This is a genomic window from Seohaeicola nanhaiensis (assembly GCF_042654245.1).
Classification (GTDB): domain Bacteria; phylum Pseudomonadota; class Alphaproteobacteria; order Rhodobacterales; family Rhodobacteraceae; genus Seohaeicola_A; species Seohaeicola_A nanhaiensis.
Genome location: NZ_JBHSGI010000024.1, coordinates 582,197 through 596,635 on the forward strand (window position 1 = coordinate 582,197; position 14,439 = coordinate 596,635).

Here is a 14,439-nt window from a genome sequence, read left to right on the forward strand (position 1 = left end):
CAAACCTTCACGTTGTCTAGCTGCTCCCCTCCGTCCGAGCAACGTGGAGAGGCGTGCGTCCACCACGGGCAGAGTCAGGCCCTGGAGGGATCCGAGCTTGCGGAGTGAATTCATGATGTTGATCGAAGAAACCACCGTGCCCGATGAGGCCTTGCCGGTGGAGCAGTTCAAGGCGCATTTGCGGCAGGGCACCGGATTCGGCGAGGACACGCTGCAGCTTGCCGTCCTGACCGGGTTCCTGCGCGCATCCATCGCGGCGATCGAGGCGCGCACCGGCAAGGTGCTGATCGCGCGGACCTTCGCCTGGAAACTGGCGGCCTGGCGCGACCGGATGGGGCAGCCTCTGCCGGTGGCGCCTGTGACCTCGGTCCTGCAGGTCACGCTGGTCAATGCGCTGGACGTGGCGACCGACATCCCGATCAGCCAGTTCCGGCTGGAACAGGATTTCCAGCGCCCGCGCCTGCGCCCGGTCGGGGCGGCGCTGCCCTTGGTGCCCACTGGCGGCGCTGTGCAGATCCGCTTTTCGGCCGGATTCGCGGCGAGCTGGGACGGATTGCCGGCCGATTTAGCGCAGGCGGTTCTGCTGTTGGCGGCGCATTACTACGAATACCGCAACGAGACCGCGCTGGGCGATGGCTGCATGCCCTTCGGGGTGACCAGCCTGGTGCAGCGCTATCGCCCCATGCGGCTGACCCCGGGGTACGGCACATGACGACGCCGCGCCTCAATCGCCAGCTTGTGCTGGAAGCGCGCGCGCAGGTCCACGATGGCAGCGGCGGCTTCAGCGAGGTCTGGTCCCCGCTGGGTACGCATTGGGCCGAGGTCACGGCGCGGGTCGGCAGCGAACGCTCGGAAAGCGGCACGCCGGTGTCGCAGGTCAGTTACCGGGTGGTGGTGCGCGCCGCGCCGGTCGGCGCCCTGTCGCGCCCCGCGGCGGACCAGCGGTTTCGCGAGGGGCCGCGCGTTCTGAAGATCGTGGCCGTGGCCGAGGCCGACGCGGACGGCCGCTATCTGGCCTGCACCTGTGTCGAGGAGATTGCGGCATGAGTTACGTTCTGGGCGAGGCGCTGCAGGCGGCGGTCTATCAGCGCCTGCTGGGCGATCCGGATCTCGAGGCGCTGGTCGGCACGGCGATTTATGACGCCGTTCCCGCCGGCCCGCTGCCCGGCCTCTACGTGACGATCGGGGCGGAAGAGGTTCAGGACCGCTCGGACGTCAGCGGGAGCGGCGCGCTGCACCGGTTCCGGGTCTCGGTTGTCACCGATACCGACAGTTTCGGGCGCGCCAAGCTGGTGGCGGCCGCGATCAGCGACGTGCTGAGCGATGCCAGCCTGCCGCTGTCGCGCGGGCGCCTTGTGGGTCTGTGGTTCGAGCGCGCCGTGGCGCGGCGCAGCGGCAAGGCGGACCGCGCCCGCCGGATCGACCTGCGGTTCCGGGCGCGGCTGGAAGACAGTTAATCAACACTTGGAGATACGGATATGGGTGCCCAGAACGGCAAGGACCTGCTGGTCAAGGTGGATATGACCGGCGGCGGATTGTTCGAGACCATCGCGGGCCTGCGCGCCACGCGGGTCAGTTTCAACGCCGAAAGCGTCGATGTGACGAGCCTTGAGAGCCAGGGCGGCTGGCGCGAGCTGCTGTCCGGAGCGGGGGGCAAATCGGCGGCCATCACCGGGTCGGGCGTGTTCCGCGACGCCGGGACCGACGAACGCGCGCGGCAGCTGTTCTTTGACAGCGAGACACCGGATTTTCAGGTGATCATCCCCGATTTCGGGATTGTCGAAGGTCCGTTCCAGATCACCGCCATAGAATATTCGGGCAGCCACAACGGCGAGGCGACCTACGAGATGTCGATGGCCAGCGCCGGAGCGCTGAGCTTTACGGCGCTTTGAACATGGTCAATCCCTGGGCGGGCGAGGTGGAGCTGGTGATCGACGGGCAGCCCCGCGTGCTGAAGCTGACGCTGGGTGCGCTGGCCGAGCTGGAGGCCGAGTTGCAGACCGGCACGCTGGTCGAACTGGTCGAGCGCTTCGAAAGCGGTGCCTGTTCCAGCCGGGATGTGCTGGCGCTGGTGGTGGCGGGGCGGTGGGGGGGCGGGGCCAGTGTCACTTCGCGCGATCTGCTGAGCGCCGATATCGCTGGCGGGCCGGTGGCGGCGGCGCGGGCGGCGGCGGAACTGCTGGCGCGGGCCTTCACGGTGCCGGGATGAAATTCGACTGGCCGGGGCTGATGCGGGCCGGGATCGCCGGGCTGCGGCTGTCGCCCGAGGCCTTCTGGCGGCTGACCCCCGCCGAGCTGCTGATGATGCTGGGGACGGGGAGCGAGGCGCCGATGGACCGGGGGCGGCTGGCCGACCTGCTGGCGGCCTTTCCGGATGGGCAAGGAGAACGGGATGAGTGAACGCGACGGGATTGATGGGCTGGAGGCGCAGGCCGAGGCGCTGGAGGACAGCCTGAGCGGAGCGGCAGGCATGGCGGCTGGCTTTGACAGCGCGCTGCGGCGCATGCGCGAGTCGCTGGCAGCGACAGGCGCCGATGTGGCGGTCCTGGAGCGCGGACTGTCCAAGGGGTTGCGCCGGGCCTTCGATGGCGTGGTCTTCGACGGCATGAAGCTGTCGGACGCGCTGGAGACGGTGGCGCGCTCGATGGTGCAGACGACCTATTCGGCGGCGATCAAGCCGGTCACCGATCATTTCGGCGGGCTGATCGCCAAGGGGGTGGGCAACCTGTTCGGCGGACTGCTGCCCTTCGGGGACGGGGCAGGCTTTGCGCAGGGCCGGGTGATGCCCTTCGCCTCGGGCGGGATCGTGTCGGGGCCGACGCGCTTTCCGATGCGGGGCGGGATCGGACTGATGGGCGAGGCGGGGCCCGAGGCGATCATGCCGCTGGCGCGCGGCGCCGACGGCAAGCTGGGCGTGCGCGCAGCGGCGGGGGGGGCGGTGACCGTTGTGATGAATGTCTCCACGCCGGATGTCGCCGGTTTTCAGCGCAGCCAGGGCCAGATCGCGGCGCAGATGAGCCGGGCGCTGGGGCGCGGCAACCGCAACAGGTGAAGAACGGAGGTCAAGCGTATGAATTTTCACGAAGTCAGGTTCCCGTCTTCGCTGAGCTTCGGCTCGGTCGGCGGGCCGGAGCGCCGAACGGATGTGGGGACGCTGGCGAACGGGTTTGAAGAGCGCAATACTCCCTGGGCGCATTCGCGGCGGCGCTATGACGCCGGGTTTGGCCTGCGCTCGCTGGACGATATCGAGACGCTGATCGCCTTCTTCGAGGCGCGGCGCGGGCAGATGTTCGGATTTCGCTGGAAAGACTGGTCGGATTACAAATCTGCCCGGCCCACGGCCGAGGTGGCCAGCGATGACCAGCAGATCGCCATTGGCGATGGCGAGCGCAGCCAATTCCAGTTGATGAAGATCTATCGCTCGGGCGCCTTCGACTATGCGCGCCCCATAGCCAAGCCGGTTGCCGGGACCATTCGCATCGGCGTGGCGCAGGACGAGATGCAGGAGGCGGTCGACTACAGCCTCGATTTGACCACGGGGACGATCACCTTCGTCAATCCGCCTCTGGCCGGCGCCGCGATCACGGCGGGGTTCGAGTTCGACGTGCCGGTGCGCTTTGATACCGACCGCATCCAGACCAGCGTGGCCAGCTTTCAGGCCGGTGACGCGCCCAAGGTGCCGGTGGTGGAGGTGCGGGTGTGATGGATGCAGGTTTTCGCGCGCATCTGGAAGGCGGGATGACAACGGTGTGCCGCTGCTGGGCTGTGACGCGGCTGGACGGGGTCGAATACGGCTTTACCGACCACGACCGGGATCTGGCCTTCGAGGGGATCACCTTCAAGGCCGATACCGGGCTGACGGCGCGGGCGCTGCAGCAGGGCACCGGGCTGGCGGTCGACAATACCGAGGCGATGGGCGTCCTGAGTGACGCTGCGATCCGCGAGGAAGACATCGAGGCGGGTCGGCTGGATGGTGCCGAGGTGCGGGCCTGGCTGGTCAACTGGACCGATGTGGTCCAGCGGCATCTGCAGTTCCGTGGCTCCATCGGCGAGATCCGACGTGGGGGTGGCGCGTTTCACGCCGAGCTGCGCGGGCTGACCGAAAAACTGAATCGTACTCTGGGGCGGGTCTATCAGAAGCCTTGCACGGCGGTGCTGGGCGATGCGGCCTGCCGGTTCGACACCTCGGCTGCGGGCTATTCGGTAACGGTGGCGGTCGGGATCGCCGAGCAGGGCCGGATTTTCCGCTGGACGGATCTGGCGGGGTTCGAACCAGGTTGGTTCACGCGGGGGCGGCTGATGGTGCTGACCGGCGCGGCCGCAGGCTTGAGCGGAATCGTCAAGGCCGACCGGGTGACAGAGACGGGCCAGCGGGAGATCGAGCTTTGGGAGGCGCTGCGCGGCGCGATGCTGCCGGGCGATTTGCTGCGGCTGGAGGCCGGCTGTGACAAGCGGATGGAGACCTGCCGGCTGAAGTTCAGCAACCTGCTGAACTTTCAGGGGTTTCCCGACATCCCCGGCGAGGACTGGGTGATGGCGGTGCCCAAGCGTGCGGCGGCCAATACAGGCGGGAGCAGGCGATGAGCGGGGCGGAGATCGTCGCGCTGGCGCGCGGCTGGATCGGCACGCCCTACCGGCACCAGGCGTCCTGCCTTGGGGCGGGATGCGATTGCCTGGGGTTGGTGCGGGGAGTCTGGCGCGGGCTCTACGGGGCCGAGCCGGAGGTGCCGCCGCCCTATGCGCCTGACTGGAGCGAGGCGCAGCGCGAGGAAGCGCTCTGGGCCGCCGCCCAGCGTCATCTGACCGCGGTGCAGACACTGGCTCCTGGCCGGGTGCTGCTGTTCCGGATGCGCGAAACCTCGGTGGCCAAACACCTCGGGATTCTCGCGCAGGTGGGACCGGGCGCGAGCTTTGTCCATGCCTATTCGCGGGTGGGCGTGGTCGAAAGCGCGCTCAGCGCGCCCTGGGCGCGGCGGGTGGTGGCGATTTTCGACTTTCCCTGAGGAGGAGCCGTCATGGCGACCATTCTACTTTCCGCCGCCGGCGCGGCGATCGGCGGGTCGATCGGGGGCACGGTGGCGGGCCTGTCGAGCGTCGTCATCGGGCGCGCGGTCGGCGCGACGCTGGGCCGTGTGATTGACGAGCGGTTGCTGGGGCAGGGGTCGGATCCGGTCGAAACCGGCCGCATCGAGCGGTTTCGCCTGACCCAGGCGGGCGACGGTGCGCCGGTCGCGCAGGTCTATGGCCGGATGCGCGTGGGCGGACAGGTGATCTGGGCCTCGGACTTCATCGAGACCGCGACCATCAGTGGCGGCGGCAAGGGGGCGCCGGCCCAGCCGAAGACGACGACCTACAGCTACGCCGTCTCGCTGGCGGTGGCGGTCTGCGAGGGTGAGATTGCGGGCATCGGGCGGATCTGGGCCGATGGCGAAGAGATCGCGCCGGCCGAGCTGAACCTGCGGGTCTACACCGGCGGGCCCGACCAGTTGCCCGATCCGCTGATCGAGGCCATCGAGGGCGCCGGGATGGTGCCGGCCTATCGCGGCACGGCCTATGTGGTTTTCGAGGATCTGCCGCTGGAATCATTCGGCAACCGGGTGCCGCAGTTCTCGTTCGAGGTGGTGCGGCCCGAGCAGGCGGCATCCAGCAGCCACGGCGAGGATCTGGGACAACTCGTGCAGGGCGTGGCGCTGATCCCGGGCACCGGCGAATATGCGCTGGCGACAACGCCAGTGTTCTATACCAGCGGGCCGGGCAGCAGCTGGGCGGCCAACGTGAACGCGGCCACGGGCCTCAGCGATTTCGAGACTTCGATGAAGGCACTTCGCGCGGAGCTGCCAGCCTGCGAGGCGGTTTCGCTGGTCGTCTCGTGGTTCGGTGGTGACCTGCGCTGCGGCAGTTGCGAGGTGCGCCCGAAGGTTGAACGCGCGGCATTCGAAGGCCAGAACATGCCGTGGACCGTGTCCGGTCAGACCCGCACCGGCGCGCCCGAGATCGAACAGGCGGACGGGCGGCCGATCTATGGCGGCACCCCGGCGGATGCGGCGGTGGTCGAGGCGATCCGCGCGATGAATGCGCAGGGGCGCCGGGTGATGTTCTATCCCTTCGTACTGATGGATCAGCAGGCGGGCAACGGGCTGCCCGATCCCTGGACCGGCGCGCCGGACCAGCCGCATCTGCCCTGGCGCGGGCGGATCACGCTGTCGGTCGCGCCGGGCGTTGCGGGCAGTCCGGATGGGACGGCGGCGGCAGATGCCGAGGTGGCGGCCTTTTTCGGCACGGCCACCGCGGCCGATTTCACGGTGGGCGACGGCGTTGTCACCTATGCCGGGCCGGCGGAATGGGGGCTGCGGCGCTTCATCCTGCACTATGCGGCCCTTTGCGCGGCCGCGGGCGGAGTCAGCGCCTTCTGCATCGGATCCGAGATGCGCGGGCTGACGCAGATCCGCAGCGCCACGGGCTTTCCGGCGGTGGCTGCGCTGATCGAGTTGGCGTCCGAAGTGCGGGCGCTGCTGGGGCCGGATGTCAAGATCGGCTATGCGGCGGACTGGTCGGAATACTTCGGCTATCAGCCGCCCGATGGCAGCGGCGACAGGTATTTCCATCTCGATCCACTCTGGGCCGATGCGACGGTCGATTTCATCGGCATCGACAACTACATGCCGCTGTCGGACTGGCGCGAGGGTAAGGACCATACCGATGCGCTGGCGGGCTGGGACCGGATCTACAACCTCGACTACCTGCGCGCGAACATTGAGGGCGGCGAGGGGTTCGACTGGTATTACGCTTCGCCCGGTGCAGAGGCGGCGCAGATCCGCACGCCGATCACCGACGGCGCCTATGGCGAGCCCTGGGTCTGGCGCTACAAGGATATCCGCGGCTGGTGGGAGAACGACCATTACGAGCGGATCGGCGGGGTGAAACAGGCGTCGCCGACCCCTTGGGTGCCACGCTCGAAACCAATCTGGTTCACCGAGCTGGGCTGTGCCGCAGTGGACAAGGCAACCAACGAGCCTAACAAGTTCGTCGATCCGAAATCGTCGGAATCGCAGTTGCCGAAGCATTCCAACGGTCGGCCCGACGACCTGATCCAGCGGCAGTATCTGCGGGCGGTGCTGGGCTATTGGGGGGAGGCGGCGAACAATCCGGTGTCCGACCTTTACGGCGGGCCGATGATCGACCTTTCCAATGCCTATGTCTGGGCCTGGGACACCCGACCCTATCCTGCATTTCCGAACAACCGCGATCTCTGGAGCGATGGCGCCAACCATCGGCTGGGCCATTGGCTGAACGGGCGTGCAGGTGCGCGGACATTGGCCTCTGTAGTCGAGGAGATCTGCGCGCGCTCGGACCTGACGGCCATCGACACGGGGCGGCTGGACGGGATCGTGCGCGGCTATACGGTCGATGACGTGACCAGCGGGCGCGCGGCGCTGCAGCCGCTCATGCTGCGCCATGCCTTCGACGCGGTGGAACGCGACGGACTGCTGGTGTTCCAGATGCGCGACGGGTTGAAGTCCGTGACGATCGACCCCGAAACGTTGGCCGAATCGGGCGAGATCGACGGTCGGATCGAGCATCTGCGCGGGGCCGAGGCCGAGGTCACGGGCCGGGTGCGCGTGCGCTTTGTCGAGGCGGGGTCCGATCACGGAGTAGCTGCCGAAGAGGCGGTGCTGGCCGATGAGGCGACCCATGCGGTGGCGTCCAAAGACCTGACCATGGCCCTGACCCGCGCCGAGGGGCGGCAGGTGGCCGAGCGCTGGCTGACCGAGGCGCGGGTGTCGCGCGACACGGTCCGGTTTGCCCTGCCGCCGTCGCTTCTGCCGGTTGGCGCGGGGGATGTCGTCCGGCTGGGCGACACGTCGGATGTAGCCTATCGGATCGACCGGATCGAGCAGGCCGAGTTGCAGCTGGTCGAGGCCGTGCGGATCGAGCCTTCGGTCTATGCGCCCTCCGCGCTGGAGGATGAGGTGCCTGGCGGCGCGGCCTTTGCCGCCCCCGTGCCCGTCCTGCCGCTGTTCCTGGACGTGCCGCTGATGCGCGGTGACGAGGTGCCCCATGCACCCCATCTGGCGGTAACGGCCCAACCCTGGCCGGGAAGTGTGGCGGCCTATGCCTCGGCCTCGGACGAAAGCTATGTGCTGAACACGCTGGTCGACCGCCGCTCGGTGATCGGGCAGACCGAAACGGCGCTGGCCACGGCGCAGGTCGGGTTGTGGGACGAGGGGCCTGCGCTGCAGGTGCGGCTGATTGCCGGCGCGCTGGAATCGCGGGCGGCCGAGGCGGTGCTGAACGGGGCGAACCTGATGGCCATAGGAGATGGCAGCCCGGGCAACTGGGAGCTATTCCAGTTTCGCGACGCAATCCTGATCGGGCCGGAGACCTGGTGGCTGACCGGCCGGCTGCGCGGTCAACTGGGCAGCGACGCATTGATGCCGGATGTCTGGCCCGCCGGATCCTGGGTGGTGCTGCTCGACGGCACCGCGCCGCAGATCGACCTTGCCAGCGCCGAACGTCGGATCGCGCGGCATTATCGCATCGGCCCGAGCCGGCGTGGGGTCGGAGATCCGTCCTATCTGCATCAGGTGGAGGCCTTCGACGGCAATGGTCTGCGGCCCTATGCGCCATCCCATCTGCGGCTGAGCGGTGAACCGGGCGCCGATCTGGGGTTGAGCTGGGTGCGGCGCACCCGAATCGACGGTGACAGCTGGGACCTGCCCGAAGTGCCGCTGGGCGAGGAGGCGGAGCTGTATCAGCTGCGCGTGCGCCGGGGCGCGATGGTGCTGCGCGAAGTCAGCGTGACGGCCCCGCAGTGGATCTATGCGGCGAGCGCGCAGGCGGCGGATGGCACGCTGCACGGCGATGTGATCGAGGTTGCGCAGGTTTCGGCCCGGTTCGGGCCAGGACCGTTCCGCGCCATCGCTCTGCCGGGGTGACGTGATGCGCCCGATCCTGCACGGCGACGCGACCAGCGCCGCGCGCGCCCTGATGGCCGCCGCACCCGAGGCGCGTATCGACCTGCTGGTCAGCATGCTGCGCGAGGCGGAAATCGCCGACCGTCACGTCCTCGAAACCCGCAGCGTCCATCCGCAGTTCGGCAATGGCACCCTGATGGCGGCGGCGCGCAAGCATTTGCTCCTGCCGCAACAGGATTTCGACGATGACACCTACGCCGAATGCTTCGCCATCGTGCTCTATGGCTTGCGGGTGTGGCGCGCGGTGATGCAGAGCGAGCGGACCGATCCCTCTCATTCCGTTTCGAAATGAGCCCGATCACAGGTTTGCGTTTGGAATGAAATCGCTTAAATGCATATTCTGGGCCAAGCACAGGATGGATATGTCATGGTTGAGACCCGCACCAAGATCACCCCGATCGATCCGGTCTGGAGCCGGATCACCGCCGAGGCCCAGGAGGCTGTCCGCAAGGAGCCGCTGATGGGCGGGCTGGTTCACGCCTGCATCCTGCACCACAAGACGCTGGACAAGGCGCTGTCCTATCGGATCGCGGCCAAGCTTGCCTCGAACGAGATGTCGATGGCGATCCTACGCGAGATCGCGGACGAGGCCTATGCCCGCTCGCCCGAGATTGTCGAGGCGGCGCGCGCCGACCTGATGGCCGTCTACGAACGCGACCCGGCCTGCCACCGGCTGTTGCAGCCGATCCTCTATTTCAAGGGCTACCTGGCGGTGCAGGCCTATCGCATCGGCCACTGGCTCTGGACCAATGACCAGCACGACCTGGCCTATTTCTTCCAGATGCGGATTTCCGAGATCTTCGGCGTCGACATTCACCCCAACGCGCGGATCGGCAAGGGCATCATGATCGACCACGCCCATTCCATCGTCATCGGCGAGACGGCGGTGGTGGGCGACAACGTGTCGATGCTGCATTCTGTGACTCTGGGCGGGACCGGCAAGGAAGACCAGGACCGCCATCCCAAGATCGGCGATGGCGTGCTGATCGGGGCCGGGGCCAAGGTGCTGGGCAATATCCACATCGGCAACTGCTCGCGCATCGCGGCCGGGTCTGTGGTGCTGAACGAGGTTCCGCCCTGCAAGACCGTGGCGGGCGTGCCCGCCAAGATCGTGGGCGAGGCCGGATGCTCGCAGCCCTCTGTAGTGATGGATCACCGGCTCAAGGGCTGCACCGACTGCGGCGACTGACCTCAGGCGGTCAGCTGGTCGAAGGCGTCGAGCGCCTTGGCGCCGTACATGTATGCCGGGCCGCCGCCCATATACATCGTGACGGTGATCGTTTCGGCGATCTCGTCCCGGGTGGCGCCGGCCGCGACAGCCGCCTTGACGTGGAAGCCGATGCAGTCGTTGCACTGGCGGATGATGCCGATGGCGAGGCACATCAGCTCCTTGTCCTTCACGCTGAGCGCGCCCGGTCCCATGGCCGCCTTGTGCATGGCAGAAAAACCAGCGGCCCCGTCAGGGGCGGCGCGGCGATAGGCGGCCAGCGATTGGTTGGCATCGGCGAGTTCGGCTTTCCAGTCCATCAGAGCATTTCCTTGCATGAGTCCGGTGGACTGATAGCGCGGGGTCGGGCCGTTGAGCCTTGCGCCAAATCAAATGCGCCCCGGCGATGACCGGGGCGCATTGATCTTTTCGGGGGCGGTTTGGCGTCAGGCCAGCATCGCCACCGGGTTTTCCAGATTGTCGACGATAGCCTGCAGCAGCTGCGCGCCAAGCGCGCCGTCGATCACCCTGTGATCCACGCTCAGCGTCACCGACATGACCGTCGCGACTTCGATCCCGTCCTTGCCGACCACCGGCTTCTTTACCCCGGCGCCCACGGCCAGGATCGCGCCATGCGGCGGATTGATGACAGCATCGAAATTGTCGATGCCGAACATGCCTAGGTTCGAGATTGCGAAGCTGCCGCCCTGGTATTCGTGCGGGGCCAGCTTGCGGTCGCGGGCGCGGGTGGCGAGGTCTTTCATCTCGGCCGAGAGGGACGAGATCGACTTCATCTCGGCATCCTTGAGGACCGGCGTGAACAGCCCGCCCTCGATGGCGACGGCAACGGCCACGTCCGAGGGTTTAAGCTTCAGGATCCGGTCGCCAGCCCAGACGGCATTGGCATCCGGCACAGCCTGCAGCGCCAGCGCGCAGGCCTTAATGATGAAGTCGTTCACCGACAGCTTCACGCCGCGCTTTTCCAGCTTGGCGTTCAGCTCCGCCCGGAAGGCCATCAGGGGATCGAGCCGTATGTCGCGGCGCAGGTAGAAATGCGGGATCGACTGTTTGGCCTCGGTCAGACGGGCGGCGATGGTCTTGCGCATCCCGTCGAGCTTGACTTCCTCATAGGCACGTCCGTCATACATCTTCATGACGGTTTCCGCCGACGGACCGGTCGCCAGTGCCGGCTTGGGCGCAGCGGCGGCGGCCGGGGCTTCGGCCTTGGCGACCTCGGCCGGTTTCGCGGCCTGGGGCTTGGCGTCCTCCACATCGGCCTTGACGATGCGCCCATGCGGGCCCGAGCCTTTCAGGCTGGCGAGATCCAGACCCTTCTCGGCAGCGATCCGGCGGGCGAGGGGCGAGGCGAAGATGCGCTCGCCATCCTTGGTCGGTGCCGCCGGGGCAGGGGACTTTTCGGCAGGCGCGGCCTTCTCGGAGCCCCCTTTGGGCGCCGCCTCGGCACCCGCGTCGGACGCCTTCGGCGCCTCCGTTGCCTTCGCCTTGGGGGCCGGCGCGTCATCCGCGCTTTCGCCCTCGGCCAGCAGCACCGCGATGGGGGTGTTCACCTTGACCCCCTCGGTGCCTTCCGCAACCAGCAGCTTGCCGATGGTGCCCTCGTCCACGGCTTCGAATTCCATCGTCGCCTTGTCGGTCTCGATCTCGGCCAGCAGGTCGCCGGAGGAGACGGTATCGCCCTCCTTGACCAACCATTTCGCCAGCGTGCCCTCTTCCATGGTGGGCGAGAGGGCGGGCATCAGGATTTCTGTCGGCATGGTCCGCGCTCCTTACCTGTAGGTCACTTGCTTGACCGCCTCGATCACCTCGGCGGTCGTCACCAGCGCGAGCTTTTCGAGATTGGCCGCATAGGGCATCGGCACGTCCTTGCCGGTGCAGTTGATCACCGGCGCGTCGAGATAGTCGAAGGCCTGCTGCATGATCACCGACGAGATGTAGCTGCCGACGGAACCCTGCGGCCAGCCTTCCTCGACCGTGACGCAGCGGTTGGTCTTCTTCACCGAGGCGAGGATGGTTTCGGTGTCCATCGGGCGCAGGGTACGAAGGTCGATGACCTCGGCGGAAATCCCGTCCTCGGCCAGCTTGTCGGCGGCTTCGAGCGCGTATTGCATCCCGATGCCGAAGCTGACGATGGTCACGTCCGTGCCTTCGCGCCAGATCCGGGCCTTGCCGAAGGGCACGGTGTAATCCTTGATGTCCGGCACGTCGAAGCTGCGCCCGTAGAGGATCTCGTTTTCAAGGAAGATCACCGGGTTCGGATCGCGGATCGCGCTTTTCAGCAGGCCCTTGGCGTCGGAGGCAGAGTAGGGCATCGCCACCTTGAGGCCGGGGATCTGCATGTACCAGGCCGCGTAATCCTGGCTGTGCTGGGCCGCCACGCGGGCGGCGGCGCCATTGGGGCCGCGGAAGACGATGGGGCAGCCCATCTGCCCGCCGGACATGTAGAGCGTCTTGGCGGCCGAGTTGATGATCTGGTCGATCGCCTGCATGGCGAAGTTGAAGGTCATGAACTCGACAATCGGCTTCAGCCCGCCAAAGGCCGCACCGACCGCGATGCCGGCAAAGCCGTGTTCGGTGATCGGCGTGTCGATGATGCGCTTGGGGCCGAATTCGTCCAGCAGGCCCTGACTTATCTTGTAGGCACCCTGATACTCGGCGACCTCTTCGCCCATCAGGAAGACCTCATCGTCGCCACGCATTTCCTCGGCCATGGCGTCGCGCAGCGCCTCGCGGACGGTCTGCTGCTTCATCGCGGTGCCTTCCGGCCAGTCGGGCTTGCGCTCGGTCTTCACGGCGGCGGGGGCGGGGGCCTTTTCGGCCTTGGCCGGCGCCTTGGTTTCGGATTCCGGTTTCTCCTCCGCCTTCGCCTCGGACTTCTCAGGCGCGGCATCGGCGCTTTCGCCCTCGGCCAGCAGCGTCGCGATCGGGGTGTTGACCTTCACGCCCTCGGTGCCCTCGGAAATCAGGATCTTGCCGATGGTGCCTTCGTCCACCGCCTCAAATTCCATTGTGGCCTTGTCGGTCTCGATCTCGGCAAGTATGTCGCCGGATTTCACGGTGTCGCCTTCCTTGACCAGCCATTTGGCCAAGGTGCCTTCCTCCATCGTGGGGGACAGGGCGGGCATCAGGATTTCAATTGCCATCTTACGCGTCTCCCTCGTGGATCTTGCCTGCGGTCCGCTTCATCATGCCGCCTCCTCGTCCTGCGGCGCCACGTCCGCGTAGATGTCGGTCCAGAGTTCGGAGACATCCGGTTCGGGGCTTTCCTTGGCGAATTCGGCCGAGGCGTTGACGATCTCCTTGATCTCCTTGTCGATCTCCTTGAGCTGGTCCTCGGTCGCGTGCTTGCCGGTCAGCAGCATGCCCCGGACCTGCTCGATGGGATCGCGCTCTTCGCGCATCTTCTGCACTTCCTCGCGGGTCCGGTATTTCGCCGGGTCCGACATGGAGTGGCCGCGATAGCGGTAGGTTTTGACTTCGAGGATATAGGGGCCTTCGCCCGAGCGGCAGTGCGCCACGGCCTTCTCGCCGGCTTCCTTGACCGCGAGCACGTTCATACCGTCGACCAGTTCCCCCGGAATGCCGAAGGCTTCGCCGCGCTTGTGGATCTCTTCGGTGGAGGTGGAGCGTTTCTGCGCGGTGCCCATGGCATACTGGTTGTTCTCGATCACGAAGATCACCGGCAGTTTCCAGAGTGCCGCCATGTTGAAGGATTCGTAGACCTGGCCCTGGTTCGCCGCGCCATCCCCGAAATAGGTGAAGGTCACGCGGCCATTGTCCTTGTAGCGGTCCGAGAAGGCGAGGCCGGCGCCCAGCGGCACCTGAGCGCCGACGATACCATGACCACCGTAGAAGTGCTTTTCTCGGCTGAACATGTGCATCGAGCCGCCCTTGCCCTTGGAGTAGCCGCCTTCGCGGCCGGTGAGCTCGGCCATCACGCCCTTGGCGTCCATGCCGCAGGCCAGCATGTGCCCGTGATCGCGATAGGAGGTGATGCGCTTGTCGCCCTCTTCGGCTGCGGCTTCCAGCCCGACCACCACGGCTTCCTGACCGATGTAGAGGTGGCAGAAACCGCCGATCAGGCCCATGCCGTACAGCTGGCCGGCCTTTTCTTCGAATCGCCGGATGAGCAGCATGTCGCGGTAGTAGCCGAGCATCTCTTCAGCGGAAACATTAGGCTTCTTGGTCGTTTTGCGGGCCACCATTGGCGTTCCCTCCCCTTCGTCCAAAGATAGTTTA

17 protein-coding genes are annotated in these 14,439 nt (G+C 66.9%); 13 read left to right on the top strand and 4 right to left on the bottom strand.

What is annotated here, in order from left to right:
* Positions 1–112: 112 nt before the first annotated feature.
* The 13 genes from ACFO5X_RS17335 (at position 113) to cysE (ending at position 10,164) form a co-directional block, all read left to right on the top strand.
* The gene (locus tag ACFO5X_RS17335) at positions 113–712 is read left to right on the top strand and encodes a head-tail connector protein (protein WP_380719215.1); all 600 of its coding nucleotides are present in this window, start codon (positions 113–115) and stop codon (positions 710–712) included.
* Entirely contained in the window at positions 709–1,047 is a 339-nt protein-coding gene (locus tag ACFO5X_RS17340) for a head-tail adaptor protein (RefSeq protein ID WP_380719217.1), read from the top strand. The genes ACFO5X_RS17335 and ACFO5X_RS17340 overlap by 4 nt, the downstream gene beginning before the upstream one ends.
* Positions 1,044–1,457, top strand: coding sequence for a DUF3168 domain-containing protein (locus tag ACFO5X_RS17345; protein WP_380719219.1), 414 nt, complete (start codon positions 1,044–1,046; stop codon positions 1,455–1,457). Before ACFO5X_RS17340 ends, ACFO5X_RS17345 begins: the two co-directional genes overlap by 4 nt.
* A 21-nt stretch (positions 1,458–1,478) precedes the next feature.
* Entirely contained in the window at positions 1,479–1,892 is a 414-nt protein-coding gene (locus tag ACFO5X_RS17350) for a phage major tail protein, TP901-1 family (RefSeq protein WP_380719221.1), read from the top strand.
* A gap of 2 nt (positions 1,893–1,894) precedes the next feature.
* Positions 1,895–2,209: a gene transfer agent family protein gene (locus ACFO5X_RS17355; RefSeq protein WP_380719223.1), complete on the top strand. Its 315-nt coding sequence runs from the start codon at positions 1,895–1,897 to the stop codon at positions 2,207–2,209.
* Entirely contained in the window at positions 2,206–2,400 is a 195-nt protein-coding gene (locus tag ACFO5X_RS17360; RefSeq protein WP_380719225.1) for a rcc01693 family protein, read from the top strand. The genes ACFO5X_RS17355 and ACFO5X_RS17360 overlap by 4 nt, the downstream gene beginning before the upstream one ends.
* The gene (locus tag ACFO5X_RS17365) at positions 2,393–3,052 is read left to right on the top strand and encodes a phage tail tape measure protein (protein WP_380719228.1); all 660 of its coding nucleotides are present in this window, start codon (positions 2,393–2,395) and stop codon (positions 3,050–3,052) included. The genes ACFO5X_RS17360 and ACFO5X_RS17365 overlap by 8 nt, the downstream gene beginning before the upstream one ends.
* 18 nt (positions 3,053–3,070) lie before the next feature.
* Complete coding sequence (locus tag ACFO5X_RS17370) at positions 3,071–3,703, top strand: phage distal tail protein, Rcc01695 family (protein ID WP_380719230.1); 633 nt, start codon at positions 3,071–3,073, stop codon at positions 3,701–3,703.
* Complete coding sequence (locus ACFO5X_RS17375) at positions 3,703–4,584, top strand: DUF2163 domain-containing protein (RefSeq protein ID WP_380719232.1); 882 nt, start codon at positions 3,703–3,705, stop codon at positions 4,582–4,584. The genes ACFO5X_RS17370 and ACFO5X_RS17375 overlap by 1 nt, the downstream gene beginning before the upstream one ends.
* Complete coding sequence (locus ACFO5X_RS17380) at positions 4,581–5,003, top strand: C40 family peptidase (protein WP_380719234.1); 423 nt, start codon at positions 4,581–4,583, stop codon at positions 5,001–5,003. The genes ACFO5X_RS17375 and ACFO5X_RS17380 overlap by 4 nt, the downstream gene beginning before the upstream one ends.
* Positions 5,004–5,015: 12 nt before the next feature.
* On the top strand, positions 5,016–8,936 hold the full coding sequence (locus ACFO5X_RS17385; RefSeq protein ID WP_380719236.1) for a baseplate multidomain protein megatron: 3,921 nt from the start codon (positions 5,016–5,018) through the stop codon (positions 8,934–8,936).
* A gap of 4 nt (positions 8,937–8,940) precedes the next feature.
* Complete coding sequence (locus ACFO5X_RS17390; RefSeq protein ID WP_380719238.1) at positions 8,941–9,267, top strand: DUF7742 family protein; 327 nt, start codon at positions 8,941–8,943, stop codon at positions 9,265–9,267.
* 75 nt (positions 9,268–9,342) lie between these two features.
* Positions 9,343–10,164 (top strand): serine O-acetyltransferase, encoded by an 822-nt coding sequence (cysE, locus tag ACFO5X_RS17395; RefSeq protein WP_380719240.1) that lies wholly within the window; start codon positions 9,343–9,345, stop codon positions 10,162–10,164.
* 2 nt (positions 10,165–10,166) lie between these two features.
* Here cysE and ACFO5X_RS17400 read toward each other — a convergent pair whose 3' ends face one another.
* The 4 genes from ACFO5X_RS17400 to pdhA all read right to left on the bottom strand — a co-directional run bounded on the left by ACFO5X_RS17400 (position 10,167) and on the right by pdhA (position 14,405).
* A complete protein-coding gene (locus ACFO5X_RS17400; protein WP_380719243.1) occupies positions 10,167–10,502 on the bottom strand; it encodes a carboxymuconolactone decarboxylase family protein in 336 nt (111 codons plus the stop codon).
* Positions 10,503–10,628: 126 nt separating this feature from the next.
* Positions 10,629–11,957: a pyruvate dehydrogenase complex dihydrolipoamide acetyltransferase gene (locus ACFO5X_RS17405; RefSeq protein ID WP_380719245.1), complete on the bottom strand. Its 1,329-nt coding sequence runs from the start codon at positions 11,955–11,957 to the stop codon at positions 10,629–10,631.
* A 12-nt stretch (positions 11,958–11,969) separates the two neighbouring features.
* Positions 11,970–13,343, bottom strand: a complete 1,374-nt coding sequence (locus ACFO5X_RS17410) for a pyruvate dehydrogenase complex E1 component subunit beta (protein ID WP_380719247.1) — start codon at positions 13,341–13,343, stop codon at positions 11,970–11,972.
* A 42-nt stretch (positions 13,344–13,385) separates the two neighbouring features.
* Positions 13,386–14,405, bottom strand: coding sequence for a pyruvate dehydrogenase (acetyl-transferring) E1 component subunit alpha (pdhA, locus tag ACFO5X_RS17415; protein ID WP_380719249.1), 1,020 nt, complete (start codon positions 14,403–14,405; stop codon positions 13,386–13,388).
* Positions 14,406–14,439 lie beyond the last annotated feature (34 nt).

Bases quoted from the DNA above. Each gene is read 5' to 3' on its own strand.
- ACFO5X_RS17335 (WP_380719215.1), top strand. From the start codon at position 113: ATGATGTTGATCGAAGAAACCACCGTGCCCGATGAGGCCTTGCCGGTG.
- ACFO5X_RS17340 (WP_380719217.1), top strand. From the start codon at position 709: ATGACGACGCCGCGCCTCAATCGCCAGCTTGTGCTGGAAGCGCGCGCG.
- ACFO5X_RS17345 (WP_380719219.1), top strand. From the start codon at position 1,044: ATGAGTTACGTTCTGGGCGAGGCGCTGCAGGCGGCGGTCTATCAGCGC.
- ACFO5X_RS17350 (WP_380719221.1), top strand. From the start codon at position 1,479: ATGGGTGCCCAGAACGGCAAGGACCTGCTGGTCAAGGTGGATATGACC.
- ACFO5X_RS17355 (WP_380719223.1), top strand. From the start codon at position 1,895: ATGGTCAATCCCTGGGCGGGCGAGGTGGAGCTGGTGATCGACGGGCAG.
- ACFO5X_RS17360 (WP_380719225.1), top strand. From the start codon at position 2,206: ATGAAATTCGACTGGCCGGGGCTGATGCGGGCCGGGATCGCCGGGCTG.
- ACFO5X_RS17365 (WP_380719228.1), top strand. From the start codon at position 2,393: ATGAGTGAACGCGACGGGATTGATGGGCTGGAGGCGCAGGCCGAGGCG.
- ACFO5X_RS17370 (WP_380719230.1), top strand. From the start codon at position 3,071: ATGAATTTTCACGAAGTCAGGTTCCCGTCTTCGCTGAGCTTCGGCTCG.
- ACFO5X_RS17375 (WP_380719232.1), top strand. From the start codon at position 3,703: ATGGATGCAGGTTTTCGCGCGCATCTGGAAGGCGGGATGACAACGGTG.
- ACFO5X_RS17380 (WP_380719234.1), top strand. From the start codon at position 4,581: ATGAGCGGGGCGGAGATCGTCGCGCTGGCGCGCGGCTGGATCGGCACG.
- ACFO5X_RS17385 (WP_380719236.1), top strand. From the start codon at position 5,016: ATGGCGACCATTCTACTTTCCGCCGCCGGCGCGGCGATCGGCGGGTCG.
- ACFO5X_RS17390 (WP_380719238.1), top strand. From the start codon at position 8,941: ATGCGCCCGATCCTGCACGGCGACGCGACCAGCGCCGCGCGCGCCCTG.
- cysE (WP_380719240.1), top strand. From the start codon at position 9,343: ATGGTTGAGACCCGCACCAAGATCACCCCGATCGATCCGGTCTGGAGC.
- ACFO5X_RS17400 (WP_380719243.1), bottom strand. From the start codon at position 10,502: ATGGACTGGAAAGCCGAACTCGCCGATGCCAACCAATCGCTGGCCGCC.
- ACFO5X_RS17405 (WP_380719245.1), bottom strand. From the start codon at position 11,957: ATGCCGACAGAAATCCTGATGCCCGCCCTCTCGCCCACCATGGAAGAG.
- ACFO5X_RS17410 (WP_380719247.1), bottom strand. From the start codon at position 13,343: ATGGCAATTGAAATCCTGATGCCCGCCCTGTCCCCCACGATGGAGGAA.
- pdhA (WP_380719249.1), bottom strand. From the start codon at position 14,405: ATGGTGGCCCGCAAAACGACCAAGAAGCCTAATGTTTCCGCTGAAGAG.